This window comes from Streptomyces sp. NPDC099050 (assembly GCF_044759865.1).
Lineage (GTDB): Bacteria > Actinomycetota > Actinomycetes > Streptomycetales > Streptomycetaceae > Streptomyces.
Genome location: NZ_JBIWAE010000016.1, coordinates 98,569 through 124,525 on the forward strand (window position 1 = coordinate 98,569; position 25,957 = coordinate 124,525).

General features: G+C 70.3%; 24 protein-coding genes and 1 tRNA gene. 8 read left to right on the forward strand and 17 right to left on the reverse strand.

Going from position 1 to position 25,957, the window contains the following annotated elements:
* Window positions 1–114 precede the first annotated feature (114 nt).
* Window positions 115–191, reverse strand: a tRNA-Pro gene (locus ACIQV3_RS25575).
* 159 nt (window positions 192–350) lie between these two features.
* Between ACIQV3_RS25575 and ACIQV3_RS25580 the strand changes: the two genes are divergently transcribed.
* A complete protein-coding gene (locus tag ACIQV3_RS25580; protein WP_403715516.1) occupies window positions 351–1,055 on the forward strand; it encodes a transketolase in 705 nt (234 codons plus the stop codon).
* 73 nt (window positions 1,056–1,128) lie between these two features.
* Window positions 1,129–2,028, forward strand: coding sequence for a transketolase family protein (locus ACIQV3_RS25585; RefSeq protein WP_403715518.1), 900 nt, complete (start codon window positions 1,129–1,131; stop codon window positions 2,026–2,028).
* On the opposite strand, the gene ACIQV3_RS25590 is transcribed toward ACIQV3_RS25585, so the two are convergent.
* The 6 genes from ACIQV3_RS25590 to ACIQV3_RS25615 form a co-directional block, all read right to left on the reverse strand.
* The gene (locus tag ACIQV3_RS25590; RefSeq protein WP_403715520.1) at window positions 2,015–2,425 is read right to left on the reverse strand and encodes an MmcQ/YjbR family DNA-binding protein; all 411 of its coding nucleotides are present in this window, start codon (window positions 2,423–2,425) and stop codon (window positions 2,015–2,017) included. The two genes, ACIQV3_RS25585 and ACIQV3_RS25590, sit on opposite strands and share 14 nt — an antisense overlap.
* 141 nt (window positions 2,426–2,566) lie before the next feature.
* Entirely contained in the window at window positions 2,567–3,118 is a 552-nt protein-coding gene (locus ACIQV3_RS25595; RefSeq protein WP_403715523.1) for a GAF domain-containing protein, read from the reverse strand.
* A 20-nt stretch (window positions 3,119–3,138) separates the two neighbouring features.
* Window positions 3,139–3,780 (reverse strand): GTP-binding protein, encoded by a 642-nt coding sequence (locus tag ACIQV3_RS25600; protein ID WP_403715525.1) that lies wholly within the window; start codon window positions 3,778–3,780, stop codon window positions 3,139–3,141.
* Window positions 3,758–4,177 carry a DUF742 domain-containing protein gene (locus ACIQV3_RS25605; protein ID WP_403715528.1) on the reverse strand — a complete coding sequence of 140 codons (420 nt, stop codon included), beginning with the start codon at window positions 4,175–4,177 and terminating at the stop codon, window positions 3,758–3,760. Before ACIQV3_RS25605 ends, ACIQV3_RS25600 begins: the two co-directional genes overlap by 23 nt.
* Window positions 4,174–4,653, reverse strand: a complete 480-nt coding sequence (locus tag ACIQV3_RS25610) for a roadblock/LC7 domain-containing protein (protein ID WP_403715530.1) — start codon at window positions 4,651–4,653, stop codon at window positions 4,174–4,176. Before ACIQV3_RS25610 ends, ACIQV3_RS25605 begins: the two co-directional genes overlap by 4 nt.
* Window positions 4,654–4,691: 38 nt before the next feature.
* Window positions 4,692–6,281: a sensor histidine kinase gene (locus tag ACIQV3_RS25615; protein WP_403715532.1), complete on the reverse strand. Its 1,590-nt coding sequence runs from the start codon at window positions 6,279–6,281 to the stop codon at window positions 4,692–4,694.
* Window positions 6,282–6,863: 582 nt separating this feature from the next.
* On the opposite strand from ACIQV3_RS25615, the gene ACIQV3_RS25620 reads away from it, so the two are divergent.
* Window positions 6,864–7,940 carry a hypothetical protein gene (locus ACIQV3_RS25620; protein ID WP_403715534.1) on the forward strand — a complete coding sequence of 359 codons (1,077 nt, stop codon included), beginning with the start codon at window positions 6,864–6,866 and terminating at the stop codon, window positions 7,938–7,940.
* 54 nt (window positions 7,941–7,994) lie between these two features.
* Window positions 7,995–9,086, forward strand: a complete 1,092-nt coding sequence (locus tag ACIQV3_RS25625) for a hypothetical protein (protein WP_403715538.1) — start codon at window positions 7,995–7,997, stop codon at window positions 9,084–9,086.
* Between the two features lie 115 nt (window positions 9,087–9,201).
* On the opposite strand, the gene ACIQV3_RS25630 is transcribed toward ACIQV3_RS25625, so the two are convergent.
* Window positions 9,202–10,401, reverse strand: coding sequence for an MBL fold metallo-hydrolase (locus tag ACIQV3_RS25630; RefSeq protein ID WP_403715540.1), 1,200 nt, complete (start codon window positions 10,399–10,401; stop codon window positions 9,202–9,204).
* Between the two features lie 147 nt (window positions 10,402–10,548).
* Entirely contained in the window at window positions 10,549–11,451 is a 903-nt protein-coding gene (locus tag ACIQV3_RS25635) for an SGNH/GDSL hydrolase family protein (RefSeq protein ID WP_403715542.1), read from the reverse strand.
* 92 nt (window positions 11,452–11,543) lie between these two features.
* Between ACIQV3_RS25635 and ACIQV3_RS25640 the strand changes: the two genes are divergently transcribed.
* A complete protein-coding gene (locus tag ACIQV3_RS25640) occupies window positions 11,544–13,607 on the forward strand; it encodes a SpoIIE family protein phosphatase (protein ID WP_403715545.1) in 2,064 nt (687 codons plus the stop codon).
* A gap of 112 nt (window positions 13,608–13,719) precedes the next feature.
* A complete protein-coding gene (locus ACIQV3_RS25645; protein WP_403715547.1) occupies window positions 13,720–14,877 on the forward strand; it encodes a PP2C family protein-serine/threonine phosphatase in 1,158 nt (385 codons plus the stop codon).
* 261 nt (window positions 14,878–15,138) lie between these two features.
* Here ACIQV3_RS25645 and ACIQV3_RS25650 read toward each other — a convergent pair whose 3' ends face one another.
* The gene (locus ACIQV3_RS25650) at window positions 15,139–15,546 is read right to left on the reverse strand and encodes a DUF6223 family protein (protein WP_403715549.1); all 408 of its coding nucleotides are present in this window, start codon (window positions 15,544–15,546) and stop codon (window positions 15,139–15,141) included.
* Window positions 15,547–16,004: 458 nt separating this feature from the next.
* Here ACIQV3_RS25650 and ACIQV3_RS25655 point away from each other — a divergent pair, with 458 nt between their 5' ends.
* Window positions 16,005–16,412, forward strand: coding sequence for a DoxX family protein (locus tag ACIQV3_RS25655; protein WP_403715551.1), 408 nt, complete (start codon window positions 16,005–16,007; stop codon window positions 16,410–16,412).
* Between the two features lie 142 nt (window positions 16,413–16,554).
* Here ACIQV3_RS25655 and ACIQV3_RS25660 read toward each other — a convergent pair whose 3' ends face one another.
* The 5 genes from ACIQV3_RS25660 to ACIQV3_RS25680 form a co-directional block, all read right to left on the reverse strand.
* Window positions 16,555–18,015 (reverse strand): DUF6851 domain-containing protein, encoded by a 1,461-nt coding sequence (locus tag ACIQV3_RS25660; protein ID WP_403715553.1) that lies wholly within the window; start codon window positions 18,013–18,015, stop codon window positions 16,555–16,557.
* Between the two features lie 595 nt (window positions 18,016–18,610).
* Window positions 18,611–19,837 carry a 3-deoxy-7-phosphoheptulonate synthase gene (locus tag ACIQV3_RS25665; protein ID WP_403715747.1) on the reverse strand — a complete coding sequence of 409 codons (1,227 nt, stop codon included), beginning with the start codon at window positions 19,835–19,837 and terminating at the stop codon, window positions 18,611–18,613.
* Window positions 19,837–21,438: an FAD-dependent monooxygenase gene (locus tag ACIQV3_RS25670; protein WP_403715556.1), complete on the reverse strand. Its 1,602-nt coding sequence runs from the start codon at window positions 21,436–21,438 to the stop codon at window positions 19,837–19,839. The genes ACIQV3_RS25665 and ACIQV3_RS25670 overlap by 1 nt, the downstream gene beginning before the upstream one ends.
* Before the next feature lie 58 nt (window positions 21,439–21,496).
* Window positions 21,497–23,230 carry a cation acetate symporter gene (locus ACIQV3_RS25675; protein WP_403715558.1) on the reverse strand — a complete coding sequence of 578 codons (1,734 nt, stop codon included), beginning with the start codon at window positions 23,228–23,230 and terminating at the stop codon, window positions 21,497–21,499.
* Window positions 23,227–23,562 carry a DUF485 domain-containing protein gene (locus tag ACIQV3_RS25680; RefSeq protein ID WP_403715560.1) on the reverse strand — a complete coding sequence of 112 codons (336 nt, stop codon included), beginning with the start codon at window positions 23,560–23,562 and terminating at the stop codon, window positions 23,227–23,229. The genes ACIQV3_RS25675 and ACIQV3_RS25680 overlap by 4 nt, the downstream gene beginning before the upstream one ends.
* A 198-nt stretch (window positions 23,563–23,760) precedes the next feature.
* Between ACIQV3_RS25680 and ACIQV3_RS25685 the strand changes: the two genes are divergently transcribed.
* Entirely contained in the window at window positions 23,761–24,501 is a 741-nt protein-coding gene (locus ACIQV3_RS25685; RefSeq protein WP_403715563.1) for a DUF6081 family protein, read from the forward strand.
* Window positions 24,502–24,508: 7 nt separating this feature from the next.
* On the opposite strand, the gene ACIQV3_RS25690 is transcribed toward ACIQV3_RS25685, so the two are convergent.
* Together ACIQV3_RS25690 and ACIQV3_RS25695 are read right to left on the reverse strand one after the other, a co-directional pair.
* Window positions 24,509–25,210, reverse strand: coding sequence for an SDR family NAD(P)-dependent oxidoreductase (locus ACIQV3_RS25690; protein ID WP_403715567.1), 702 nt, complete (start codon window positions 25,208–25,210; stop codon window positions 24,509–24,511).
* An 89-nt stretch (window positions 25,211–25,299) separates the two neighbouring features.
* Window positions 25,300–25,938 (reverse strand): isochorismatase family protein, encoded by a 639-nt coding sequence (locus ACIQV3_RS25695; RefSeq protein ID WP_403715570.1) that lies wholly within the window; start codon window positions 25,936–25,938, stop codon window positions 25,300–25,302.
* Between the last annotated feature and the right edge of the window lie 19 nt (window positions 25,939–25,957).

The window sequence follows — 25,957 nt, forward strand, 5'->3', positions numbered from 1 at the left end:
CGTCCGGACAGCCCGTCCGTGACCACGGCCGAAAGCGGCCGGGCATGACAGCCGGGCATGACAAAGGCCGTCCTCCCGCGAACGAGAGAACGGCCTCCGACCTGCGTTTCCGCATGGTCGGGACGACAGGATTTGAACCTGCGACCCCTTGACCCCCAGTCAAGTGCGCTACCAAGCTGCGCCACGTCCCGATACGCGTTGACCTGGGGTTTCCCCTGTTTGAACGCGCAGGAGAACGATACCGCACTTCCGGAGGTGGTCGCGCGCACCTTTCGGCTCCGAGCGGTGCGGGCGAGGACCGGCGGGGCGGTGGTTGACCTCAAGCGCGCTTGAGGTTGCAGGATCGGTCCATGACACGGACAGCGACCGCGGACACCCGGTTCCGCCACGAAGACCTGGGGGCCCTCATGGCCCTCATGACCGGTGCCGAGAAGCACGGCCCCGCCGCCACCTCCACGCTCGACGCGCTGTGGGTGCTCTACGACCGGATCCTGCGGGTCGGACCCGGCAGCGCCGGGGATCCGGGGCGGGACCGGTTCCTGCTGTCGAAGGGGCACGGACCGATGGCCTATTACGCGGTCCTCGCCGCCAAGGGGTTCTTCCCGGTCGACTGGCTCACCGGGTTCGGCGCGTACGACTCGCCCCTCGGGCACCACCCGGACCGCACCCTGATCCCCGGTGTGGAGATCGGCAGCGGTTCCCTCGGGCACGGGCTGCCGCTCGCGGTCGGGAGCGCGCTCGGGCTGCGGGCCCAGGGGCTCACCGATCCGGCCGTGTGGGTGCTGATCGGGGACGCCGAGCTGGACGAGGGAAGCAACCACGAGGCGCTCGCGTACGCCGGTGCGGCGGGGCTGGAGCGGTTGCACACCATCGTGATCGACAACGACTCCGCGACCCACGGCTGGCAGGGCGGCATCGCCTCCCGCTTCGAGGCCGCCGGCTGGTCGGCGGTCACCGTGGACGGCCGGGACCACGCGGCGCTGCACACGGCGTACACCACACCTCACCCGGGCCGGCCGCACGCCGTGATCGCCCGGGTCGAGAAGAAGCACTGAAGAAGCCCGAAGCAGCACCGAAGTAGCACCGAAGTAGCACGGACGAAGCAGTAGCGATCTCCGAGGGGGAGACATGGACACCATGCGCGAGCGGTTCATTTCGGTCACATCGCGGGCACTCGACGAGGATCCCCGGCTGGCCGTCGTCCTGGCCGAGATCACCATGGACGGCTTCCGGACCGCCCAGGAGCGTCATCCGGACCGCGTGATCAACGTGGGCATCCGCGAGCAGCTGCTGGTCGGCGTGGGCGGCGGCCTGGCCCTCACGGGGCTGCGCCCGGTGGTGCACACCTTCGCCAGTTTCCTCGTGGAGCGGCCCTTCGAGCAGGTCAAGCTCGACTTCGGGCACCAGGGCACGGGCGGTGTCCTCGTCAGCGCGAGCGCGAGCTACGACTGGCCCGCCGGCGGGTTCACCCACATGGCGCCGGGGGACGTGGCCCTGCTGGACACCCTGGACGGCTGGACCGTCCACGTCCCGGGCCACCCGGACGAGGCCGAGGCGCTCCTGCGCCACGCCTACGCCGCCGGGGACGACAAGGTCTACGTCCGGCTCTCCGCGCAGTCGAACACGGCGGCCCGTCCCGTCGCCGGCCTGCGCTTCCAGACCGTACGGGAGGGTCGTGCGGGCGTCGTCGTCGCCGTCGGGCCCCTGCTCGACAACGTCCTCGCCGCGACCGAGGGCATGGACATGAGCGTGCTGTACGCGCCGACCGTACGGCCCTTCGACGACGCGGCACTGCGCGCCGCCATCGCGCGCGGCCCGGCCGACGTGGTGCTGGTCGAGCCGTACCTCGCGGGGACCTCCACGGCTGCCGCGAGCCGGGCACTCGAAGCGGTCCCGCACCGGGTGCTCGGCCTCGGGGTGGGCCGGGCCGAGCTGCGCCGCTACGGCACGATGGAGGAGCACACGGCGGCCCACGGACTCGACCCGGCCGCGCTGCGCGCGCGGATCGCCGCCTTCACTCCGCGGTGAGCGGCCCCTTCGGCCCTGAGCGCTCCAGCTCCGGATGGGCGGCCGCCAGGCGTTTGGGGGCCGCCTGGCGCCAGGAGTCGGTCAGGATCGAGCGCAGCTCCGCGGTGTCCTCCACCTCCGCCAGCCGGACCCGGAGCCAGTCGTAGTTGTCGTCGTGGCCGGGCCGTACGAAGAACTTCTCCGGCTCCGCGGCGATCAGTTCCGCACGGTCCTCCCGGGGACACTTCACCCCGATCGAGGTGTCGTCGTCGCCGAGCGCGGCGAAGATCTTCCCGCTCTTCCCGCTCTTCCCGTCCGCTCCGCCCACTCTGAAGGTGGGCATGCCCCAGGCGAGTTTCTCGCTGCTGTCAGGGAGCGACAGCGCGATCTCCCGGACGTCCTCAACCGTCGTGGCCATCCCCCGACTCCTCTCCGACACAGATACAGACACGGACACGGACACGGACGCGAACACGGGCCCGGGCACGCACACGGACACGGACACGGACACGGGCACGGGTGGTGCCTCGTCTCCGACCGTAGACCCGGGCACCGACATTCACCCCCGGGCCGTGCGGTCCTCCCGCTCGTGCAGCAGCTCCACCAGCTCCGCCGCCAGCGCCTTCACCGCCGCGAGCCCCGTCAGCCCCCACCGCCTCGGCACCACGTCCACCGCGCACACCGTCCCCAGGACGATCCCGCGCCGGTCGGTCAGGGGCGCGCCCGCGTAGGACCGTACGCCGCTCTCGTCCACGACGGCGTTGCCCGCGAAGCGCGCGAAGTCCCGTACGTCCTCCAGCACCAGCGCGCGCCGCCGTACCACCACGTGCGGGCAGTACCCGTGGTCCCGGGGGAGCGCCCGCGCCGGATAGCCGCTCGCGGGAGCGTCGGCCGCGTGGTGCAGGCCGGCGAAGAACTGCCGTTCCTCGCTGATGAAGTTGATGCCCGCGTACGGCGCCGCCAGCTCGTCCGCGACCCGCCGCGCGAACGCGTCCAGCTCACCGTCCGTCCGCTCCCCCAGCCCCAGTTCGCGCAGGCGCAGCACGCGCGCGGGTGCCTCCCGGTCCACTGGTGTGAGCAGCAGGTGTCCGGTCGATTCGTAGTACGTCATGGTGTCTCCCCCACATCACGTCACTCCGCGCGCCGCGCGGACCTCATGGACATCTCGTACTCCGGGTACGTCGCGCGCGTGGGCTGCGACGTGTCGAGCAGGTGGTGGACCAGGGCTGCCAGCACCCCCGTTCCGGAGCTCTGCAGGCGGGCGTCGCAGCGCACCACGGGCACCTCCGCGCCGATCCCCATGGCGTCCCGCACCTCGTCGGGGGTGTAGCGGTGCCCGCCGTCGAACTCGTTGACGGCGACGATGAAGCCGACCCCCCGCCGCTCGAAGAAGTCCACGGCGGGGAAGCAGTCGTCGAGGCGGCGGGTGTCTGCGAGCACCACCGCCCCGAGCGCGCCCGCGCACAGCTCCTCCCACAGGAACCAGAAGCGCTGCTGGCCGGGGGTGCCGAAGAGGTACAGCACGTTCCCTTCGTCCAGCGTGATCCGGCCGAAGTCCAGCGCCACGGTCGTGGTCGTCTTCGCCTCGACCCCGTAGAGCGGGTCGGCGGCCTCGCCCGGCCCGCTCAGCAGCTCCTCCGTGCTCAGCGGCTCGATCTCGCTCACCGCGCCCACGAAGGTGGTCTTGCCCGCCCCGAACCCGCCCGCGACCAGGATCTTCAAGGTCGCCGAGGCTCCGCGGGCGGCCGGGTCAGAGCCGTTTGCGCAGGCCATCGAGCACCGCCCGGAGCAGGGACTGGTCGTCGTCGGCGAAGGAGGCGCCGACCGGGAAGCAGGGCGCCCGCACGGTCACGGCCCCTTGTTCCATCAGGTCGCCGAGGACGACCTTGACCACCACCGCCGGCAGCCGCAGGTGTCCGGCCACCTCGGCGACGGTGACCGCGGCCGAACCGGCGCACAGCCGGAGCGCGAGGACGTGCTCGGCGCCGAGGGGGGCGCGCGGGCGCACCCCGGTCGCCGTCACCAGCGACAGCAGGTCGAGGGCGACGGACGCTCGCGTCCGCCCGCCGCTCGCGGTGTACGGCCGGATGACCCGGCCCGCCGAATCGTCCAGCCACGGCGCGTCGCGCGGTCCCCCCGGTGCCGTCGCCCCCCTGGCGCGGGCCCTCATCGCTCCGCGTCGGCGACGGGCCGCCTCGGCGGGGCGGCCAGGTACGGGCGGACGCTCTTGACCAGCATGGCCATCTCGTAGCCGAGCACGCCCGCGTCGGCCTCCCGGTCGGCCAGTACGGCCAGACAGGTGCCCGATCCGGCCGCCGAGACGAAGACGAGGGCGGTGTCGAGTTCGACCACCACCTGCCGGACCTCGGCGCCCTCCGCGAACCGCGACCCGGCGCTGCGTCCCAGGGCGTACAGCCCGGAGGCGAGGGCCGCCAGGTGGTCGGCGCTGTCGGCGTCGAGTCCGTGCAGGCAGGTGACGAGCCCGTCGGCGGTCAGCAGGACCGCGCTGCGCGTGTACGGAACCCGCTGGACCAGTCCGCTGAGCAGCCAGTCGAGGTCCGAGAGCCGGGTGGTCGTCGTACTGATCGTGGTGGCCGTGCTGATCGTGGTGGCCGTGCTGATCGTGGTCGCCGCTTCGCCGCCCATGGGGGTGCGCTCCTTAGCTGTCGGGTGAGGGGCCGGGGTCACGTCTGGTGCTCCGACTGGGCGAGGCCGAAGCCCCGTTGGAAGGCGGCCATCAGGCCGGGGTCGTGTAGGGGCCGCTCCGCACCCTCGCCGCCGCCCGGCCGGGGTGCGGGGGCCTCCCGCAGCTGGGGCACGAGGTGCTCCTGGGCCCGCCGGCGGGGCAGCGGGGGCCGCTCGCCGCCGTCCCTGGCGGCGGGTACGGCGGAGAGCGGCGGGGCGGGGGGCGCCGGCACGGTCCTCACCGGCGCCGGGACGGCGGGCGCGATCGGGGCGCCGGAGGGCTCCGGCCCGGGCCGTACCCGTACGGGCTCCAGGCGTGCGGCTCCCACCCCCTCGCCGGTCCCCCAGGCGGTGGCCCGGGAGCCGCCCAGGGCGTCGGCCGCGCTCGGCGCCTCGGCCCCCAACAGCTCCTGGGGCAGGACCAGTACGGCGAGCACGCCGCCGTAGATGTTCGACTTGAGCTCGACGGCGATCCCGTGCCTGCGGGCCAGCGCGGAGACGACGAACAGACCGATCCGCCCGTCGGCCAGCAGGTGCCGGACGCTGATCTGGTCGGGGTCGCCGAGCAGGGCGTTCATCCGGTGCGCTTCCTCGGGCGGCATGCCGAGGCCCCGGTCCTCCACCTCGACCGCGATCCCGGCCGTCACCCGCTCCGCGCGCACCACCACGTCGGTGTCGGGCGCGGAGAACACGGTGGCGTTCTCGACGAGTTCGGCGAGCAGGTGCACGACGTCGGCCACGGCGTGGCCGCGTACCGAACCGCCCGCGGGGGGCACCACTTTGACCCGGGTGTACTGCTCGACCTCCGCGACCGAGGAGCGCAGTACCTCGCTCAGGTCGACGGGCCGGGTCCACTGGCGGCGCGAAGCCGCTCCGCCGAGCACCGCGAGGTTCTCCGCGTGGCGCCGGATCCGGGTGGCGAGGTGGTCGACGTGGAAGAGCTCCTTGAGCAGGTCCGGGTCCTCGACCGTGTCCTCCAGGTCGTCCAGCAACGAGATCTCGCGGTGCACGAGGGACTGGAGGCGGCGGGCGAGGTTGACGAAGACCTCGACCTTGCGGTCGCTGTCGGAGGGCGCGACGGGGCCGCCGAGGCGAACCAGGGTCGCGTGGGCCTGTTCGCGGGCGCCCCGCAGTTCCTGGGCCAGCAGCCAGAACTCGTCGACACCGGCCGTCTCGGGGCCGAACGACGGCGCGGCCGGCCCGCCGCGCACCGGGCGCGCGGGCAGTTCGCCCCGCTCCAGCCGGTCGGCGGTGGTGTGCAGCTCCTGGCGGCCGCGGACGCTGGAGCGGCGCAGTGCCTCGCAGCGGTCGCGGACGGTCTTGGCCGTGCGCTGGGCCCCGAGCAGGGCGGCCGAGAGCGCGCCCGCGAAGAGCAGCGCGCAGCCGCTGAGCACCGGCCACAGCCGGGGGTCGCGGGCGCCCGCGCCGCCGCCGAGCTGGAGCGCGAAGATCACCGCGGCGGCGCCGCTGAGCCCGGCGGCCAGCGTGGGCAGCAGGGCGGCGCGGATCAGCTGGGGCCGTATCTGCCGACCGGGACCGGTGACGGCGTGTCTCGACGGGGAGTGGCGGGCGGCGCGGAGTCCGGACATCGGCGTCCTCGGTAGGTGGGGCCCGGCCCCCGGGCTTCCCGGGATCCGGTGTTGATCACCGGATACCCACGCTAGACCGCATGCTCGGCCCCAGGACGGCCAGTTGGGGAACTTCGCCCGGGTGCTTCCCGCTCCCGATGGAGCGCTCGTACGACAGCCCGAATGCGCCGGGAGCGCGCACTCCCCGGCGCCCCGCGGGCACGCGCCGCCTCCCGGAGCCCCCGCCCGCACCTCGCCCCCCTCCCGCCCCACCGACTGCGCTCGGCTACCGAGGAGTCACATACTCCACTTCGGCATATGCGGTCCCATTTCGAGAATCCCCTAGGTAGATGCAGCCATAAAGGGCTGCTAGAGTCCGCATGCGCTGCTCATGACAGAGCGGCGAAAGGGCCGAGTCCGTACCCCTGGCCTGCCCCTGAGCGGCGTACATCCGCGAGGCAGGCAGCCGTTGTGATGCCGTGACAGCTCCGCACCCACGACGACTCCCGTGCCGCAAGGCTCAGCCGATCGCCCAGCGCCATTCACCCATCACCCATCACCCAGCACCCAGCACCCAGCAACCCATCGAATGGGGAGATCCACATGACCGCAGGACTTCTGCGCCGCTTCGCTGCGGGCAGGACGCTGCTCCTGGGCGCCGTACTGACCCTGGCCGTGCCGGGAACCGCCTACGCCAACACCGTGAGCGTGACCGTGAAGACCCCCGGAGCCACCAGCGGGCCCGGCTCCGCCAACTCCGAGATATCGACGCACGCGGACTGTTCCGGCGGCCTGATCTCCGGCGGCGGCATCAGCCAGGCCATCGGCACCGGCGCTGGTGTGAACGGCAACCATGTCAACGGCACCTCGCCCAGCTCCGACGGCACCACCGAATACACCGGCTCCACCGGTGTGGTTGGCACCGACGTGACGCACTGGCTCGGCATCGGCGGTACCGGGGGCCAGGTCAACGCCTCCTTCTCCAGCACCCCGTACGCGATGTGCTTCACCAGCAACCTGATCAACCACACCCAGGTCGTCATGAACAAGGCCAACACCCCCACTACCGGGGCGACGGTGGGACGCGTCACCGCGACCTGCCCGGCCAACACCCGCCTGCTCGGCGGCGGCGCCCGCACCACCCCGGGCAACACAGGCAGCTACAAGGTGATCGCGAGCTTCCCCACCTTCAACAACTCCGGCCACAGCTACGGCGCGAAGGCCGCGGCGGACGGAGAGACCAACCACGACTCCTGGACGGCCGTCGGCTGGGCCGGCAGCTCCAACAGCGCCAACTACACCTACGCCTACGCGATCTGCAGCGGAAGCGGCATCAACGTCAGCGGCGCCACGGTGAAGGTCCGATTCAGCGAGGTCAGCGGCCCGACCTCCGGCAGCACCGGACAGACGGCCACCGTGGGCTGCGCCGGCGGTGACGGGAAGCTGGTCAGCGGGGGCGCCGCCATCAGCGGAGGCAGCGTGACGACCACCGACTTCACCGGCCCGGGGGCGGGCGGCGACCACCTCAACGGAAGCTTCCCCAGCACCTCCGGCGGCAGCCCGGTCGGCGACGGGACCACCACGGCGGCCTACTGGACGGCCGCCGCCCACACCGGCGGACAGTCCTCGCCCGGCACCTACACCGACGTCTGGGCGCTGTGCGCCGACGACGGCGTCTGAGACAGCGATTGCGGACGACCGGCCACGCACAAGGAAGCAAGAGAGAGAAGACCGATGATCACGAAACTCCGGCGGGGCTCCGCCACCGGCAAGGCCCTGATCCTGGCCGCCCTGCTGACCGTGGCGGTGCCGGGAGCCGCGTACGCCAAGACCGCCGATGTCACCGTCATCACTCCCGGGGCCACCATGGGCCCCGCGACCCCCTTCACCGGGGTCTCCTCGCACGCGGACTGCCCCAACGGCCTGGTCTCGGGCGGCGGCGCCGACCAGACCATCGGGAACGACGGGAGTTCCAACGGCAACCACGTGATGGGCATGGTGCCCAGTGCCGACGGCGCCAACGAGTACACCGATACGCCGGGGATCGTCGGCAGGGACGCCACGCACTGGATGGCGTTCGGCGGGAGCGGCAGCCACAGCAGTGCCGCCTTCTCCACCACCCCCTACGCGATCTGCCTCCAGAGCAACCTGATCCGGCACACCCAGGTGGTCATGAACAAGGCCCCCGGGCCCTCCACCGCGCTGACGCACCGTCTCGTGACGGCGACCTGCCCGGCCGGCACGGTCCTGATCGGCGGCGGCGCCCGCACCACCCCGGCCAGCGTCGGCAGCCTCAAGCCGATCGCCAGCTTCCCCACCTTCAACGACGCCGAGCACCACTTCGGCTCGATCGCCGCCGGTGACGGCGAGAGCGACCCCAACTCCTGGACTGCGGTCGGGGGGATCGGCGGCGGACGCGGCCAGGACAACATGACCTACGCCTACGCGATCTGCAGCGCGGACGACATCAACCTCAAGCACGTCTCCACGACGGTCCGCTTCACCGAGGTCAGCGGCCCGAACACGGCCTCCACGGGACAGACCGCCACAGCCGGCTGCTCCCGCGAGGACGGACAGCTGGTCAGCGGGGGCGCCGCCATCAGCGGAGGCAACGTGACCACGACCGACTTCAGCAAGGCGACTTCGGGCGGCCCGCACCTCAACGGCAGCTTCCCCAGCACCTCTGGCGGCAGCCCGGTCGGCGACGGGAGCTCCAACCCGTCGCACTGGACGGCAGCCACCCGCAGTGGCGGTTCGCCCTCCCCGGGCAGCTACTCCGACGTCTGGGCGCTGTGCCTGGACGTGCAGCACGGGCACCGGCGGTAGCTTCCCTCCGGGCGGCACCGCGACACCCGCAGCACCACCGCGACACCGCAGCACACCGGAGCGGGCCCTCCCGCATCAGGAGGGCCCGCTCCGGCTCCGTTCCAAGCCGAGGGGTCTACGACCCCACCGCCTCCGGCTCCTCACGGGTCACGGCTGTCGGCCTCCCGACCACGGCGGGCCGGGCCGCCGTGACCGGCGGGGGCGAACCCGCGGCCACGAAGGGCCGCCACCACGGCGCGCTCGGCGCGTCCGCCGCACCCGGCTCGAACGGCTGCCCCGGCACCGGCAGGGCGATCGCCGCCCCGACACCCTCGGCGGCGGTCACCGTGCCCTCGCCCGGCTCGTCCCACGGATGCGGGGCCAGGTTGAAGGTGCCCCAGTGGATCGGCAGCATCGTGCCGCGCGCGGCCCCGCCCTGGAGGTCGAGGTGGGCGCGCACGCCCTCCTCGGGCGTCATGTGGATGTCGGTCCAGAACTCCGAGTACGCCCCGATCTGGATCATCGTCGCGTCGAAGGGGCCGTGCGCCGCGCCGATCTCCTTGAAGCCGGAGAAGTAGCCGGTGTCCCCGCTGTGGTAGATCCGGTGCTCGTCGCCCGCGACGACCCAGGACGCCCACAGGGTGAACTGCTGGTTGCGCAGGCCGCGCCCGCAGAAGTGCTGGGCCGGGGTGGCGGTGAGCGAGAGTCCGGCGACCTTGGCGCTCTCGTTCCAGTCGAGCTCGCGCAGCCGGTCGGCCGGGACGCCCCAGCGCTCCAGGTGCGCGCCGACGCCGAGCGGGACGGCGAATACCGTGTCCGTGCCGGCCAGGGCCTTGATGGTCGGCAGGTCGAGGTGGTCGTAATGGTCGTGCGAGATCACCACCACGTCCACCTCGCCCAGCGAGGCCAGCGGTACGGGGACCGGGTGCAGGCGCTTGGGCCCGGCGAAGGGGAAGGGGGAGCACCGCTCGCCCCAGACCGGGTCGAAGAGGACCCGGCGCCCGTCGATCTCCGCGAGCACGCTCGAATGGCCCATCCACGTCAGCCGCAGGCCGCTCGCCGGGGGCTTCGAGAGCTCCGCGAGGGTGGTCGGGTAGACCGGGATGGGAGCCCCGGGGCTACGCCGGAGCCGCTGCTCCTTGTGGAAGTAGATCTTGGCGAACTCGGCCATGGATCCGGAGGGTCTGGTCCTGGTACCGGCCGGGTTCTGGAAGATTCCGTCGGCGAAGTTCGGCGAACGCCGGATCCGCTCCAGCCGGGCACCGGACGGGTCCGCGCCGAAGGCTTCGGGCCGCAGTGCGCGCAGCCGTGGACGCAAGGGACGGGAGCCGGTCAAGGCGCCTCCAGTGTGGGGGGTGCGGGCAGGGCGTTCTCATGATTACCACCATCCCAACGCGCGACACCCCCCAAGGATTCCGCCGCGCGCCCGCGAACGCGCCCCGCCCCCTGCCCGCCGGGCCCCGCGCGACCTCCCGTTCCTCGCCTACAGCGGCAGCAGGTCCGGCCGCTTCGGCTCCACGTGGTCGCCTGAGGACTCCCCGCGCAGCCGCCGGCCGATCCACGGCACGAGGTGCTCACGGGCCCAGTGGATGTTGTCGCGGGTGGTGTCCACCGAGCCGCGCGGCCGCATCGGCGGCCAGGGCTGGTCCGGATCGGCCGGCGTGTCGAGGCCGAGCACCTGGGCGGCGCGCAGGGCGACCCTGGTGTGCCCCTCGGGCGAGAGGTGCAGCCGGTCGCCGTCCCAGGCCCGCCGGTCCTGTATGGATTTCAGCGACCAGAGGTCGAGTACGGGGCACTCGTACCGGTCGGCGATCGACCGGACGTGCGCGCTGAACGTCGCGATCTTGCCCCGCATGTGCTTGAGGACCGGGACGTCGCGCGTGTCGAAGCCGGTGGTGATCACGACCAGGCCGACGGATCCGGTGAGGTCGCGCACGGCCGCCTCGTACCGCTCGGCCACGTCGTCCGGATCGCTGCCGGGCCGGATGATGTCGTTGCCGCCCGCGCAGAAGGTCACCAGGTCCGGTGCGAGCTGCTTGGCCCGGGGGACCTGCTCGGCCACGATCTGGTCCAGCAGCCGGCCCCGTACGGCCAGGTTCGCGTACCGGAACGCGCCGGAACCGGCCTGCGCCCCGGATTCGCCCGCCCCGCCGGGGCCGCCGGGGCCGCCGAAGTCGTCGGATGCCCCGGAGTGCTCGTACCGCTCCGCGCACCGATCGGCCAGGAGGACGGCCAGCCGGTCCGCCCAGCCGAGGAAGGTGACCCCCGGTCCCGGGTCCCCCACGCCCTCGGTGAAGCTGTCCCCGAGCGCCGCGTACGAGCCAATGGTCTTGGTCTTGAATGTCGTCGTCGCTGCCACGGGAGCCCATACTTCACCGCGGATCATGACCTACGCGACCGTAGCCAGGGCCTTACGGACCGTGATCTTCACCACCCCGCGCCATAATGGAGGGAACGGCGGGTGGAAGGGGACGTCCCGTGCCATCGGCTCTGCCGGGGGGCGAGGAGACCCACGGCCCGTTCTGGTCCGAGCCGGGGGCGCTGCTGGAGCACGTGCCCGTGGCCGTCTTCGGTGTCGATGACGGCGACCTCGTCTGCTACTGGGGGCCCGGTGCGCGGGACCTCTTCGGGTACGACTCCGCCGCAGTCCTGTCCGAGCCCGGCGCCGTTCTCTTCGCCGACGGGTCCCGGAGCGGCTCCGGTTCCTGCGCCCGGCTCACGGAGCGGGGCCGGACCCTGGGGTACTGGAGGGGCCGGCTGACGGCGCGGCATCGTGACGCCACGGTCTTCGCATGCGGTTTCCGGGCCTTTTCCGTGCGGGGAGCCGGAGGACGTTCGGTGGTGATGGTCCTGGCGAGCCGCAGCGACGAGCTCGACCGGGTCAAGACCAACCTCGCCTTCCTCGACGCCCTCTTCGAGACCTGCCCCATCGGCCTGCTCATGCTCGACCCGGACCTGCGGTACGTCCACCTCAACCAGGCGCTCGCCGACATGGACGGCCTCCCGGTCGAGGCGCACCTCGGGCGGCCCATCGACGAGTTCATGCTCGTGTCCGACGGCGGCGAGTACCGGAGCATGCTCCGGGCCGTCGCCCTGGGCGGGCCGCCGGTCGTGGGGGCGCTGGTGGGCACGCGCCCGCGCGGGCATCCGGACAGTGACCAGGTACGGTCGGTGAGCTTCTTCCCCCTGACCCAGGCGGTCGGCTCGCGCCCCGGAGTGGGCGGGCTGATGGTGGACGTGACCGACCGGGAACAGGCCATCCTGGAAGCCACCGCCGGCCGTCGGAGGCTGACCCTGCTCGCCGGGGCCTCCACGCGCATCGGGACCACCCTCGATCTGAACCTCACGGCCCAGGAGCTGGTCGACGCGTCGATGCCGGACTTCTGCGACGGCGCGGTGGTCGAACTCGTGCAGTGGACGGACGAGGCAGCGGATTTTGACCCGGGGCGACCGCTCGTCACCCGCCGGATCGCATCGGGGACGATCCTGCCCCCTCCGGCCACCGAGCTCGTGAGCGGGGTGGAGACGGTGCGGTATCCGCCCGGCTCCGTCATCCACGACATGCTGCGGACCGGCCGCGCCATCTCCGCCGTGGTGAACGAGGAGTTCCTGGCCCGGACCGTCCTCATCGAGTCACGTGCGCGGCTCCTGGCCGAGAGCGGATTGGCCTGTGTGCTCATCGCCCCGCTCATCGCCAGGGGCACCGTCCAGGGAATCGCCATGTTCGGCCGGTCCGCCCACCGGCCGGCCTTCACCAGGGACGACGTCAGCCTGGCCGGTGAGCTCGCCTCACGTGCCGCGATCTGTCTGGACAACGCCCGTCTCTACGGCCGCGTCCAGGACATCTCGCTCACCCTGCAACGGGCTTTGCTGCCCAGCGTGCTGGCGACCAGCCCGTACGCGGACGTGGCCCACCGGTACGTACCCGGCAGCCGCATCACCGAGGTCGGCGGCGACTGGTACGACGTGATCAACCTGCCCGACGGCCGGGTCGTCCTCGTGGTGGGCGACGTGATGGGGCACGGGGTGTCGGCCGCCGCGGCCATGGGCCGCCTCCGCATCACCACCAAGGCCCTGGCCAGGCACGACAGCGAGCCCTCCGACCTGCTCGCGGAGCTCGACGCGTGCGCCCAGGAGGCGGGCATCGAGCTGGCGACGTGCCTGTACATCGCCTACGACCCGAAGAGCGGCCGCGCCCGCGTCGCCAGCGCCGGCCATCCCCCGCCCCTGCTGCTCAGGCCGGACGGCACGGTCGAGACCATCGACGACGTGCTGGGAGTCCCTCTCGGCGTCGGCGGGTTCCCCTTCCGGACGACCGAGATCGAACTCCCCGGGAGCACGACCCTCGCGCTGTACACCGACGGCCTCATCGAGGCGCGCGGCCGGGACATCGACACCGGCCTGGAAGCGTTGCGGGTCGAACTGCGGGGAGCCCCGGGGCCGCTGGAAGCGATGGCGGACCACATCCTCGCGAGCCTGCTGCCCACCCCGCCGACCGACGACACCGTCCTCGTCCTCGCCCGCGTCCACCGCGCTCCGTAGACCGCGTGTGAGACCGCGTGTGCGCGATGGGGGCGATGGGGGCGATGGGGGCGATGAGGGGGTCACGGGTGTCCGGGAGGCCGTAACAGGTTCCGGAAGGCAGGCTGGTCCCATGGGGTCACATCCTCGCCCGCCTCCCGGCCGAACGGGGGGTCACGGAGCGCTCCTGTTCGCACTGGCCCAGTGCGCGCCCTTCGCGATCGCGCTGGGCGTGCTGGGCATCGAGCTCTCGCCCGCACACGACCTGGTCACCGGCCCCGTCCTCACCACGACGCCGGCACTGGCCGCCCTGACGATGGGCCCGGTGGGCACGCTGTCCGCGGCAGCCCTCGCCGCGGCCGTGAACGCCACCTCCGCGACGTACAACCAGTCCTGGGGAACCCAGACCCAGCTCATCATCGGCAACTTCCTGGGCATCGTCGTCGTGTCCGTGGCCGGCGTCACCCTGAGTAACGCGGTACGTGCGCGCAGGCAGAGCGAACTCGACCAGGTCCGCCGGATCGCGGTGGCGGCTCAGGAGGTCGTCCTGCGGCCCGTTCCCGAATTCCTGGGCCCGGTGCGGGCGGCCAGCATGTGCCTCGCGGCCGGGACGGGAGCACAGGTGGGCGGGGATCTGTACGAGGCCGTACAGACGCGCTACGGCGTCCGGCTGATCGTGGGGGACGTGCGGGGGAAAGGGCTGTCCGCCATACGCGCGGTCGCGGTGGCCCTGGGCGCGTTCCGGGAGGCCGTGCACTACGAGCACGAACTGCAGGAGGTCATGAACCATTGCGCGGCCGCGCTGCGGCGGGAGGCGACCGTCCCGGGCACCTACTCCCAGGCGGAACTCCCCGAAGTCCTCCTGGAGGGATTCACCACCGCGCTCATCGCCGAGGTGCCCGACGAACCGGTGGTGCACCTGGTCAGCCGCGGCCATCCGCCTCCACTGGTGCTGCGCCAGGGCAAGGTTCAGGCCCTGATGCCCGCCTCCCCCATGCCGCCGCTCGGTCTCGAAGACCTCGTCAGCGGCCCTCCCGCCCCACCTGAGAGCCATCCGTTCCTTCCCGGTGACCGGCTGCTGCTCTACACCGACGGCGTGATCGAAGCCCGCAACCGTGCCGACGAGTTCTTCCCCCTGCCGCAGGCCATGGAGCGGATACCCGCGGGCACCTCCCCCCAGCAGTTCCTGGACGAACTGCACCAGGCGTTGATCCGCCACACCGAGGGCCTCTTGACGGACGACGTGGCGATGATCCTCATCGACCGGCTCCCGCGCAGCGCCCTCGGCTGATCCACCACCGCATGAGCTGAGCCCACGAGCACAGTCCGCGCCGAATCGGCGAACCCCCGACCCCATGCATCACTCTGCGTCGCATCGGCAGTCGCCCGGGCTCTCCGGCGGGCAGCCCGCATTACGCGGCAAGCAGTGCCCGGCCGGCGACCCCGGGATCTGAGTCTTCATCAGAATGCTTGCCAGATTGACTACTTCAGTGTCCGGGCATCGCCCATAGGTGGCCCCGGCCGGCCCGCAGCCCAAGGGGAAGTGATCGAGTCAGGCGACGGCGCGGCGGGAGCGGGCCACGACCAGCGCACCGAGGCCCACGCCGATCAGCGCGAGCACCACGGCCACGACGGACCCACCACGCCCGGAGCCGCTGCCGACACCCCCGTCTGCCCCGGCCAGAGCAACCACACCAACGATCAACCCGACCAGCCCCAGCGCCAGACCCACGATGGCCCTGACCCGTACGTTGGCCGCACCGCCCCGACTGGCGGCCCGCAGGGACAGTGCACCGAGGACCACGCTGATCAGGGCGAACACCAGGGCCACAGCGGAGGGACCTCGCCCGGATCCGCCGTCGCCTTCGGCGAGCAAGACGTTCGCGGACGCCGGTGCGGCAAGCCAGAACCCCGCGAACACGGCGGCTGCGGTGGCGGGAAGCAAGTGACGGACGGACATGGGGACCCCTTCAACCTTCATGACTGGAACAGGGGAAAGCGTAAGTACCTGCGTATTCACTGGTCGTCATGCCGTGGTAGCCGTTGTGCCTACCTTCGGGGCGGTACACCTTCGAGGTGACGCCTGCTGTTGCAGCAGTCGTCTACTGCAACCGCAGCATTCGCTCGCAGATCTCCGAGCCTCCGCAGCGGCAATCTGAGTGCCAATGGCCGCTGGCGGCCGTTCTGTCCGCAGTTACCGGCCGCCTGCCGAAGGAACCAGATCAAACGCCCGTCTCAGCAGCCCGGAGCATCCGGGAAATCCCCGGCCGGTCGAACCCACTTCGGCAACTCGGTTCGCCGAGGCGGAAGCACCCGGCGCGTTCAAGTTTTGATGATTGACCCATCCGACTGCCGCGGGCTATCGTCCAAGCGGCCTACGCCGATCCAAACCAATTGACAATAAAATCGGGGGACTTCATGAACACGCAGGAAAACTCACCGGGGATCAGATCGGGCCGGGCCGTAGACATCGCCCTATGGACGTGCCAGGCACTCTTGGTGCTGGTCTTTCTGGCTGCCGGCTCCGCAAAGCTCCTCGGCGCCGAGGCCATGGTCGAAGCCTTTGACGACATCGGAGCCGGCCAGTGGCTCAGGTACTTCACCGGCGTCGCCGAGGTTGCAGGCGCCCTCGGCCTGCTCGCGCCGCGCCTTGTGGGACTCGCCGCGCTAGGACTGGCCGGCTTGATGATCGGAGCGGTGATCACGAACATCATCACCGACGCGTTCTCCGTCCTGGCAGTGATTCTGCTCCTGCTCAGCGCCACGGTTGCGTGGGGGCGCCGGGAACGCACCAGGACCCTGCTCCGTCCTGCCACCGTCGGCTAGGGTGATCGCCTCCCTGGCGAGGGCTTCGTTCTCGGCCGGGACAACCTTGATCGCCATGTTCCCTCACCCGTCGAGGGACAACAGCAGGTTGCCGGCGGCGCCATGGGGCGCTGCCGGCAACCTGAGTCGGTCCCGCAGTAGATCAGCCGCCGTTCAGCTTCCGCTGAACGAACTCGTAGCTCAGGTCACCGATCTGCGGTGCGTACTGGTGCGTGGCCGCGATCGCGGCCGGGAAGTTCTCGCCGCCCCAGACCCGGCTCTCGCCGCAGTCCTTCGCGAAGTCGGTCCAGTTGCTCCACTGCAGGTTCATGTCGTTGGCGGGGGTGACCCCCGGCTCGACCAGCGAGGAACCCTTGGCCACCGGCACGTTGATGTGGGCCGCGTCGGTGCCGGTGAAACGTCGGACCTGCTGAGCGAAGGCGAGGCAGAGCGAGGACGAAACGGAGGGGTACTCGGCGGAGTCTGCTGAATTCCCGTTCAGGTATCCCTTCCACTCCTTTCCGCTGATGTCGCCGACCGTGCCCTTTCCGACCCCGCCCCATGCGGTGACGTTCTTGTCCCCGTACAGGTAACGGACCGCGCTCACCGGCCGGACGGAGTCGAACTTCCGCTTGAAGTGCCACGTGGCAATGGTGACGTCGACGAAGGCGACGTCGGAAGAGGTGATGTACTGCACCATCTTCTCGATGTCGTACTTGCCTGCGGTGACCACAGGAGTTCCAGCGGTGGTGCCGAACGTCACGACCTTGTCGTTGAAGAGCTCGGCCGCCATCTTCTTTCGGTCGTCCAGCTGCGCCGACGCCTTCAGGACCTCGTCGGCCTGAGCCTTGTAGGCCTTGCGGTTGTGGTGATTGCTGCTGGTCGGCGGCGACACCGCGAACCGGTCGGGGCTTTCATACGTGAACGGCTTCACCCGGCCGTAATAAGGGGTCGCGAACTGCTGAGCCTTGTAGACGTTGTTCGACGAGGTGACGTTCGGCTGCCAGCGGGACGGGTTGCGGAGCCAGTCCACGGTGTTGGCCGGCTGATATCCGGTGTAGTCGCTATAGGGCTGCCGGTTGTACTTGCGGCCACCCTCATCGCCGTCCCGGTTGGAACCGTCGCCCTTCCTCGCCGCAATCGCATTCTTTGCGGCGAGAATTCCGATTCCGCTCGGAGTGGTCGGGTCTTCCGCGGTGTTGTTGGGATCGAGGCCCGCCGACTCCATCATTTCGAGCCAGCGCGACTTGTACTGCGGAAGGAATGTGTTGAGCGAGGTGAAGGCGGAGTAGATGACCGCAATGTTCTTGTTGCGTGTCGTGTGTTCCGCTGCCGGCCGTCGGCCGAGGTCCGAGAAGATGCCCTTGGCCGTCGGGTGGTACGGGGCTATGGCATCGAACCACGGCATCTCGATCAGTATCGCGTGGTCCACCGTCAGCGTCACCGCACGGCCCGAGCTCTGGTCGCGCGACACCCGCTGGAACTTCGGATAGACGACTCCGATCAGGGCGTTCCCCTGATCGAGGTCGAAGGTTGCGGTTGCCGCCTGCGGCGCCTGCGGAGCCGCGGGCGCCGCGCTGGCCAGCGATCCCACCAGTGCCAACGAAGCGGCGATCGCCACCATGTATCCCGGGCGCGGACTCTGCAGCCGCCTCAAATTCGTCACCGAAAATTCTCCTTTGGATCGAACTTCGAGTCTTGAAGCGATCGTCTACGGGAGGGAATCGGGATGTCTATTACTAGCGCCGCCATGCCCTGCCAATCGCCATGAGATTCAAAATGAGGCTAGTCGAGGCACTTCCTCCAGTCCACTGCTCGATCGAGTAGTTTCCACTACTCGACATGAAGCCTTGGGGGCGTTGCTCGCAGCGAAACCCCGGGCCATGATGGTGCGGATGCAGCCAGGAATGCATACGGCCTTCCGGGGACGGAATTCTCCCACCTATCGAAAGGCGCGTATTTCGATGCGGCATGATCAAGAGCCCCCGGAATCGGAAGATCCCGAACACGCCCGGCTCGTGGCCGCGGCGCAGGACCTTCCCCCGCTCCTCATGCCATGGGGCACCGCACAGGTCATCGAGGGCCTGCATCGGACGCCATCGGCGAAGCCCCGGGGTGACCGGCTCCGGACCGGGCTGCGGCGGCTGCTCCGGAGGATCTTCCCGTCGCGGTGAAGGCCATCCGGCAGCGTCCGCACGCCGGCCGGGGGCGCCGGCGCCTCAGGAACCGTTCGGGGCCGTTCCCTTCGACCATGCCTCGATGAGGTCGGTGGCCTGTTCGGCGTTGAGGCGCGGATCGCACAGCGAGGTGTAGCGACGCCGCAGATGTTCCTCGCTCTCCACGGAACCGCCGATGCATTCCGTCACGTCGTCCGCCGCGACCTCCAGGTGGAGGCCGCCGGCATGCTGCCGGTTCTCCTCGAGGACGGTGCGGAATCGCACCGCCTCCGTGATCACGTCGGCGAGATGGCGTGTCTTCAGTCCGGACGGTGTGGCCACCGTGTTGCCGTGCATCGGGTCGCACAGCCAGATCACCGGATGCCCCGCATTCGCCACACTGCGCACGAGGGGCGGCAGTGCCTCCTGGATCCGGTCCCGGCCCATCCGCGGTATCAGGATGAGGCGGCCGGGCTCACGCCGCGGATCGAGCGCCTCGCAGACCCTCAGCACATCGTCAGGACTCGCGGTCGGTCCGATCTTGCACCCCACCGGGTTGGCCACGGAGGAGAGCATGGCGACATGCGCGTGGCCCGGTGCGCGGGTCCGTTCTCCCATCCACGGCAAGTGCGTGGAGGACAAGTACAGTTCGTCCGTCTCCGGGTCCCCGCGGATCAAGCGGGACTCGTAGTCGATGACCAGGGCCTCATGGCTCGACCACACTTCCTCCCCTGCCGGCGCACGTCCGCCGTCCCGGCCGCGCGTCCGCATCACCCGGTGCACTTCGGCGGCGGCCTCGTAGGCCATCACCATGCGCCGCGGATTGTGCTGCCGGGTCAGCACCGTGGGAATCGCCGAGTTGATCAAATGTCCCCGGAAGGAGGGGATGGTCTGTCCGCCGTGGCGTTCGGTCTCCTGTGACCGGGGTTTGGCGAACTGTCCGCCCATGCGGCCGACCCGGACGACACTCTGCCCGGTAAGTGCACCGAGCCGGTCTCCCAGCCTGTCGATGAGCCGCAGCTTCTGCGTCACGTGCCCAGGCGTGCACTCGTAGAAGCTCTCGGCGCAGTCGCCCAGTTGCAGCAGGAGGGCGTCGGACGGCTCCAATCGCGACAGCGCCCCTCGCAGTCGCCGCACCTCGGCGCCCGTGACCAGGGGCGGAGCCGAGGCCAACTCATCGCACGCTTCGGCATAGGCGGCGTGATCGCGCCAGTCCGGTTGCTGGTCCGCCGGCATGTCCTCCCACGGGCCGAGTGGGGCGAGGTCTGCCGTAGCGCTGGATCGCTCCATCAGCACGCAGCGCCTCGTACCCGCTGGACCACGGCAGCCGGGTCGAAGGGGACCTCGTTCCCCCGCCAGGCCACGTGATGGTCGGGCCTGAGCAGGACGAGGTCGCGTTCCCATGTCCGGCGGGCGGTCGCGTCGGTCACCACCTGGTGGCTGACCGGCAGACCTTGAGCCGCCGCCGCTTCCAGGAGCGCGTCGGCCCTGCCGTCCCCGGCGAAGTCGATGAGGGTGAAGGACGGGCCGAACAGCTCGTAGATCGCTTTGCCGTCCTCCAGGAGGAGACTGGGCGGACGCCCTCCGGGCCAGGTCGTCGGCGTGTACTCGGCCGGGCTGTACGGGGGTTCGGCGGCGTCCTCGTGGCAGATGACGGGCGAGCCGTTGTACCGGTAGCCCAGTTCGATTCCCCGGTACTCGTTCTCGCCGCGCTCGGCTTCGAGGAAGGCTGCGACGGCCTCGAGCGGGGCGCCCCCTCGGAGGAGTTCCCCCGCCTTGAGGTGCACGCCGAGGTGCCGGTGCGACGTGTGGACGTTGCGCAGACCCACCGGGTAGCGCTCGGTCTCATAGCTGTCGAGCAGGCCTGGGCCGCCGAAGCCCTTGATGAGGGCCGCGAGCTTCCAGGCCGCGTCGACCGCGTCGCCGATCCCGGTGTTCATTCCGTACGCGCCCGTCGGGAACATGCGGTGGGCGGAGTCCCCCGCGAGCAGGACCCGTCCGTCGCGGTACCGGTCGGCGATCATGAAGCCGGGGCGCCAACGGGAGGTCAGGAGGACCTTGTCGATCTTCAGGTCCGTCTGCATCGTTTCGAGCAGGAAGGCCTCCGGATCGGCCGGCGGCGTATCGAACTCGGCGGGGTCCATGCCGTTGACGTGCACGGTCCAGGTGTCCACCTCGTCCTGGGCGATGATGATGTAGCGGAAGGCGAAGTAGTGCCAGAACCGCCCGTGCCGGTGCAGGGTGTCCAGGTCGCGGCTCTTGAAGTGCACCATGAAGGCGCCCGGCAGTCCGGGTACGTCGAAGCTCTCCTCCCCGATGCCCAGGGCAAGGCGGACCTGGCTCGAGGCACCGTCGCAACCGATCACGTACCGGGATCGGAGTCGGACCTCCTCACCGGTCATCTCATCGACCAGCAGGCTGGCCACCGCCTCGTCGTCCTGGGTGAGCGAGTCGAACCGCAGCCCGCAGCGCAGCTCGATGAGGGGCTCGCGCAGGCAGTGGGCACGCAGGACCGGCTCCAGCTCGATCTGGGAGATCCGCTGGCCGGGCTGGCCCGGTTCGGTGCCGTCGTTGATCTCGGTGATGCGTAGCCACTGCTCGGACACCGAGGGAAGGTTCCACGAGGTGATCGGCTCACCGGCAAGGCCGGTCGACCAGATCACGTCGGCCTCGTGCTCGGGGCCGACTCCGGCGGACCGGACATCGTCCGCTATGCCGAGTCGCCGGAAGAACTCCATGCTGCGGGAGCTGACGTAGTCCAGCTTGGGATGACTGGACGTCTCGAACTCGCGGTCGACGAGAACACTGGGCACGCCTTGGCGGGCGAGTTCCAGGGCGGCGACCATGCCGACTGGGCCCGCGCCCACGATCAGAACCGGTACCGGATCCACGTTTGCCCCTCCAAAGGGGTGTGGGGCGGCTCGACCGCCCCACACCGTTCGCGGTTGTTCAGCGTGCTTCGCTGGGGACCGGGGTCTGCCGGTCGAGCTGGTCCGCGCCGTCGGCCGGCGCTTCCTTCCGAGCCGGAATGACGGCCCCCGTGAGGGCACGGACCTGCATCTCGGCGAAGGCCGCGTCGTTGCGCTCGCTGCTGGTGATCGTGCCGATGTAGCCGAGCAGGAAGGCGACGGGTATGGAGACCAGTCCGGGCTCGAAGTCGACGAACTTGAAGTCGGCGTCGGCGAAGATGGCCGCCTCGTCACCCGACACTCCGTTGGAGAACACGACCAGGAACATGGTCACGGCGATCCCGCCGTAGACCGCCCACTTGAGTCCCGCGGTGTTGAAGCGCCGCCAGTACAGCGAGTAGACGACCGCCGGCAGGACCGCGGCGCCGCCGAGGTCGATGGCCGTCGGGATGAAGACGTGGGTGAGCACCGGCAGCATCGCGACACCGGCGACCACGGAGACGATCCCGATGATCGCGACGTTGCGCCGGATGGCCTTCAACTCGGCTTCGGGTCCCAGCTTTCGGCCGCGCACCACGCTGATGTCCTTGCTGATGGACGTCACCACGTTGATCAGCAGGGCCGCCAGGACCGCGGCGACCACCAGCAAGGAGATCGCACCGAGTGCGCCGACCATGGCCGGCCCGCCCAGTTCGTCCGCGAGCTTCGGCAGGGTGGTGTCACGGTGGGCCGCGATCACGCCGATTTCCTTGCCGCCGAGGATCGCGACGGCGCCGAGGCCGAGAAGGGACATGCAGGCGTAGAAGCCGACGACGAGCATCGATGCCCAGCCGACCGACTTGCGCGCGTCCCGTCCGCTGCGCACCGCGTAGTTGCGCATGAAGAGGAACGGGATGCCGGCGGTGCCGACGACGATGGAGAAGACCTTCGACAGGTGGACCCACGGGTCCGCCTCCGGCGGAGCGGAACGCGTGGAGCCCTCTCCGAACAGGCGGCCGGGGCCCAGCAGGTCGTAACCGCGCTTGTCCGGCTTCGCGTTGGCCTGGGCGTCCTCCAGCAGGCTGAAGACGTTCAGGTTGTACTTGGCCAGTGCGAACACGGTCAGCACTGCCACGAGTCCCATGACCAGAACGGCCTTGACCATCAGCATCCGGGTGACGCCGAGCATCCCGCCCATGAACACGTACAGCACGATGATCAGGCCGACGACGATGGTCACGGCGGCCACTGCCGGCAGGGACTCGAGGCCGAACAGCCGGTAGATGACGAAGGCGAGCGCGGCCATGGTGACGATCAGGAACATGACGTAGGTCAGCAGAACGACCACGGCCGACGCGGTCCGTGCCGTGCGCTCGTCGGCGCGCAGGGCGAACAGGTCACCCAGCGTGTGCCCGCCCACGTTGCGCAGCGGCCCGGCGTATATCAGCAGCGATACCACCATGGACATGGTGAAGGCCGTCAACAGGAGTACGGCGTCGAAGCCGTTCAGCGCGATGTGCCCGGTGATGATGACCATGGTCGAGTACATGATCGGCGCCGTGGCGAACGCGAGGGTGTTCTGCGGGACGCTGATCCGCCGGCCCGCGATGAGGAAGTCCGAGGAGGTGCGTGCGCTGCCGCGCGCCTTCCTCACGATGACGAAGAGCAGGATGCCGATGGCGACGGCGATGGGGATGGCGACGGCCGGCGCCGCCCAGGTGTTGTCCACCGGGGGCGGCGGGTCCGCGAGGAATACGGCGATCCGGGACGACGGATCAGCAAGAACGTCGGTCATCGGAGGTCTCCTTCCAGGTCGGCCCGGATCTGCTCACTGAGGGGATCCAGCTGGGTGCGCGCAAATCGCAGGTACACGCCCGAGAGCGTCACCACGAGAGCGAACGACAGGAGGACGAACAGCAGGCCCACGTTCATGGGGCCGGCGATCCCCTGCCGGAAGAAGTCCGGCGCGAACGCGGCCAGCACGATGACGAGGAACCACCACCCGAGGAAGATGACGCTCGCCCAGAGCGTGAAGCCGTTCGATCGTCGTTTTAGGGCCTGGAACGGAGCACTGTCGTATACAGCGACATAGCGGTCACCGTCCACTGGCGAGTCCATCGTGTCCATGACACTCCCCTGTTGAGGACGTCGCACAGGACGACGTCGCGATGTGGTGGTTAGTACGGCAGTCTCGGCCATCCCTCCCGCCGGGGCATGGCCCATTCACGGGAACTCCGGCGTGCCGTGGAGAGATGGCGTGATGACCCGGCCGAACCGCGCGAACGTGTGATGTCCTGCGGCGGCGGCGGGGCCGATGGTGTCCGAATGACGCCAGTACCGGAGACAGACGCATGGACGTACGACGACTTCACGAGCGGTGAACTCGATCCCGCTCGCTGGACCGTCATGGCAGTACAAGGGGTCGACGGGCAGCGGCACCTCTACCAGGACCGCAACGCGCTCGTGCGAACCGGTGACGGGCGACTGGAGTTGACCGTCGACCCGTTCACCCGCTTCCACGACACGGACCCGCGGCAGAACAACGCCAAGCAGATGTACCAGTCCGTGCGGCGCTTCCCCGTGCCGGCGACGGGGCAGCTGACGTTCGAGGTCGACATGGGGGTACGGACCCTTGGCCAGATCCCCTACGACCCGGTCGACGCCTTCGGCACGGTGAACCTGTTCGACCTGGACACCGGCGTCGTGCTCAACACCGCCGCGACCAACGACACCGTGTACGCGGTCGTCGAGCGACTGGTGCTACCGGGCGTGACCGCGCCGCACGACCACTACATGCACAGGGTCATCCTGGACGTGCCGACGGAGCCGGGGCGTGAGCACCACTACGCCATCACCTACCGGGCTGAGACGCAGGAGGCCCAGTGGTACGTCGACGGCCGGCTCACGTACTGGGCGCGGCTTCCGGTACCGGTGGCCGCCTTCAGCGCGGGCATGGCCCTGTTCTCGGCCCGGGATCTCTCCCGCTACACCCGCGCGGAGCGGGAGCACGGACAGGGCGCGGCCGGCTGGTGGGGGCCTTGGCGGGTCAGGACGAGCGCCGGCTGAGCACGGCTCAGATGAGCACGTCTCCGCCGTCGATGTTGAGGTTGACACCGTTGACCGAGCGGTTCCGGAGCAGGAACGTGATCGCCTCGGTGCAGTCCTGCATCGTCACCGGCCGCTTGCTCAGCGCACGCGTTTCGGCAGCCTCCCGCGCGCCCGGCTTGTCGCTCCAGAACGGCGTGTCGGCCACGATGCTCGGGTGCAGCGCGTTGACCCGGACCGGCGAGAGTTCCACTGCCAGCGTTCTGATCAGCGCGCCGATGCCGCCGTTGGCGGTCGTCACGGTCGTCGAGCCGGGGTAGGGCCGGTGACTGGCAAGACCGCCGAGCAGTACGGCCGCGCTGTCGTCCGTCAGCTTCGGGGCGAGAGCGTGCAGGACCGCGGTGTAGCCGATGAGCTTCACCGTCAGGAGGCGCGCCGCATCGGCCGGGCGGTACTCGCGCACCGTGTTGAAGTCCCGGTCGAGCGCCGAGAGCACCAGCCAGTCGACTCGTTCCACGTCGGCCAGGGCGGCCGCGATCCCTTCCGTGTCGACCAGGTCCAGCGCGATTGCGCGGGTCCGCCCGCCGATCTCGTCGGCTATGGCCTTGGTCCGGTCCTCCGTGCGGCCGGTGATGACCACGTCGTGCCCTTGCTCGGCGCACGACTGGGCGAAGTGCCGCCCGATTCCCGACGTTCCACCGATGACGACTACCTGGGTGCGGTCGGACATTGAGGCATTCCTTTCTCTTCGCTCCGTGCGGCGGACCGCGGAGCGAATCACGTGAACAGGGGATGGTTTCGCGTGGGTGACGCGGCCGGCTACTGCTGCAGGTCGGACAGCACGTCATGCGTGGACAGCGGCACCGCGCAGCGGTCCGCGGCGTAGCGCAGGGCCATGAGATGGTCGTCGAGCGACAGGTCGGCCAGTGCGTCCGCCACCAGGAACGGTTGGATGTCGCGGCTGAACGCGTCGCTGGCGGTCATGAGGCAGCCCATGTGCGCGTAGACGCCGCAGACGATGAGCTGGTCCCTTCCCAGTCGCCGCAGGCGTTCCTCCAGATCGCTCCGGTAGAACGCGCTGTAGCGCCACTTGGTCAGCACCGCGTCGTCAGGCTCCGGGGCGACATCGTCGGCGATGCCGCGGTCGGCCTCCTCGACGCCCATGCCAGGACCCCACAGGTCGTGCAGCAGCCCGCGGTCCCGGCGGCTCATGCCACCCGGCTGAGCCGTGTACATCACGGGCACTCCGGCCTTGCGCGCCGTGGCGAGCAGGCTCGAGACGTTGGAGACCAGTTCGGTCATAGGAGACTGACCGGCCGGGAACGGGCGCAGGAAGTACCGCTGCATGTCGTGCACCAGCACGACGGCCCGGTCCGGGTGCGGGCGCCAGGGCACCGCGGCGTTCGGCAGATCGCCGTCGCCGGGCATCCGGTACGGCGCGATCGGGGACATGGCCATGATTCACCTTCTGTTTCGT

Coding starts and splice junctions, on each gene's coding strand:
- ACIQV3_RS25625 (WP_403715538.1), top strand. CDS start 7,995: ATGATCACGAAACTCCGGCGGGGCTCCGCCACCGGCAAGGCCCTGATC.
- ACIQV3_RS25590 (WP_403715520.1), bottom strand. CDS start 2,425: ATGGCCACGACGGTTGAGGACGTCCGGGAGATCGCGCTGTCGCTCCCT.
- ACIQV3_RS25615 (WP_403715532.1), bottom strand. CDS start 6,281: ATGTCCGGACTCCGCGCCGCCCGCCACTCCCCGTCGAGACACGCCGTC.
- ACIQV3_RS25585 (WP_403715518.1), top strand. CDS start 1,129: ATGGACACCATGCGCGAGCGGTTCATTTCGGTCACATCGCGGGCACTC.
- ACIQV3_RS25680 (WP_403715560.1), bottom strand. CDS start 23,562: ATGGACACGATGGACTCGCCAGTGGACGGTGACCGCTATGTCGCTGTA.
- ACIQV3_RS25635 (WP_403715542.1), bottom strand. CDS start 11,451: ATGATCCGCGGTGAAGTATGGGCTCCCGTGGCAGCGACGACGACATTC.
- ACIQV3_RS25620 (WP_403715534.1), top strand. CDS start 6,864: ATGACCGCAGGACTTCTGCGCCGCTTCGCTGCGGGCAGGACGCTGCTC.
- ACIQV3_RS25695 (WP_403715570.1), bottom strand. CDS start 25,938: ATGGCCATGTCCCCGATCGCGCCGTACCGGATGCCCGGCGACGGCGAT.
- ACIQV3_RS25665 (WP_403715747.1), bottom strand. CDS start 19,837: ATGGAGCGATCCAGCGCTACGGCAGACCTCGCCCCACTCGGCCCGTGG.
- ACIQV3_RS25660 (WP_403715553.1), bottom strand. CDS start 18,015: ATGGTGGCGATCGCCGCTTCGTTGGCACTGGTGGGATCGCTGGCCAGC.
- ACIQV3_RS25600 (WP_403715525.1), bottom strand. CDS start 3,780: ATGGCCTGCGCAAACGGCTCTGACCCGGCCGCCCGCGGAGCCTCGGCG.
- ACIQV3_RS25605 (WP_403715528.1), bottom strand. CDS start 4,177: ATGAGGGCCCGCGCCAGGGGGGCGACGGCACCGGGGGGACCGCGCGAC.
- ACIQV3_RS25650 (WP_403715549.1), bottom strand. CDS start 15,546: ATGTCCGTCCGTCACTTGCTTCCCGCCACCGCAGCCGCCGTGTTCGCG.
- ACIQV3_RS25610 (WP_403715530.1), bottom strand. CDS start 4,653: ATGGGCGGCGAAGCGGCGACCACGATCAGCACGGCCACCACGATCAGC.
- ACIQV3_RS25595 (WP_403715523.1), bottom strand. CDS start 3,118: ATGACGTACTACGAATCGACCGGACACCTGCTGCTCACACCAGTGGAC.
- ACIQV3_RS25685 (WP_403715563.1), top strand. CDS start 23,761: ATGACGCCAGTACCGGAGACAGACGCATGGACGTACGACGACTTCACG.
- ACIQV3_RS25690 (WP_403715567.1), bottom strand. CDS start 25,210: ATGTCCGACCGCACCCAGGTAGTCGTCATCGGTGGAACGTCGGGAATC.
- ACIQV3_RS25645 (WP_403715547.1), top strand. CDS start 13,720: ATGGGGTCACATCCTCGCCCGCCTCCCGGCCGAACGGGGGGTCACGGA.
- ACIQV3_RS25580 (WP_403715516.1), top strand. CDS start 351: ATGACACGGACAGCGACCGCGGACACCCGGTTCCGCCACGAAGACCTG.
- ACIQV3_RS25655 (WP_403715551.1), top strand. CDS start 16,005: ATGAACACGCAGGAAAACTCACCGGGGATCAGATCGGGCCGGGCCGTA.
- ACIQV3_RS25675 (WP_403715558.1), bottom strand. CDS start 23,230: ATGACCGACGTTCTTGCTGATCCGTCGTCCCGGATCGCCGTATTCCTC.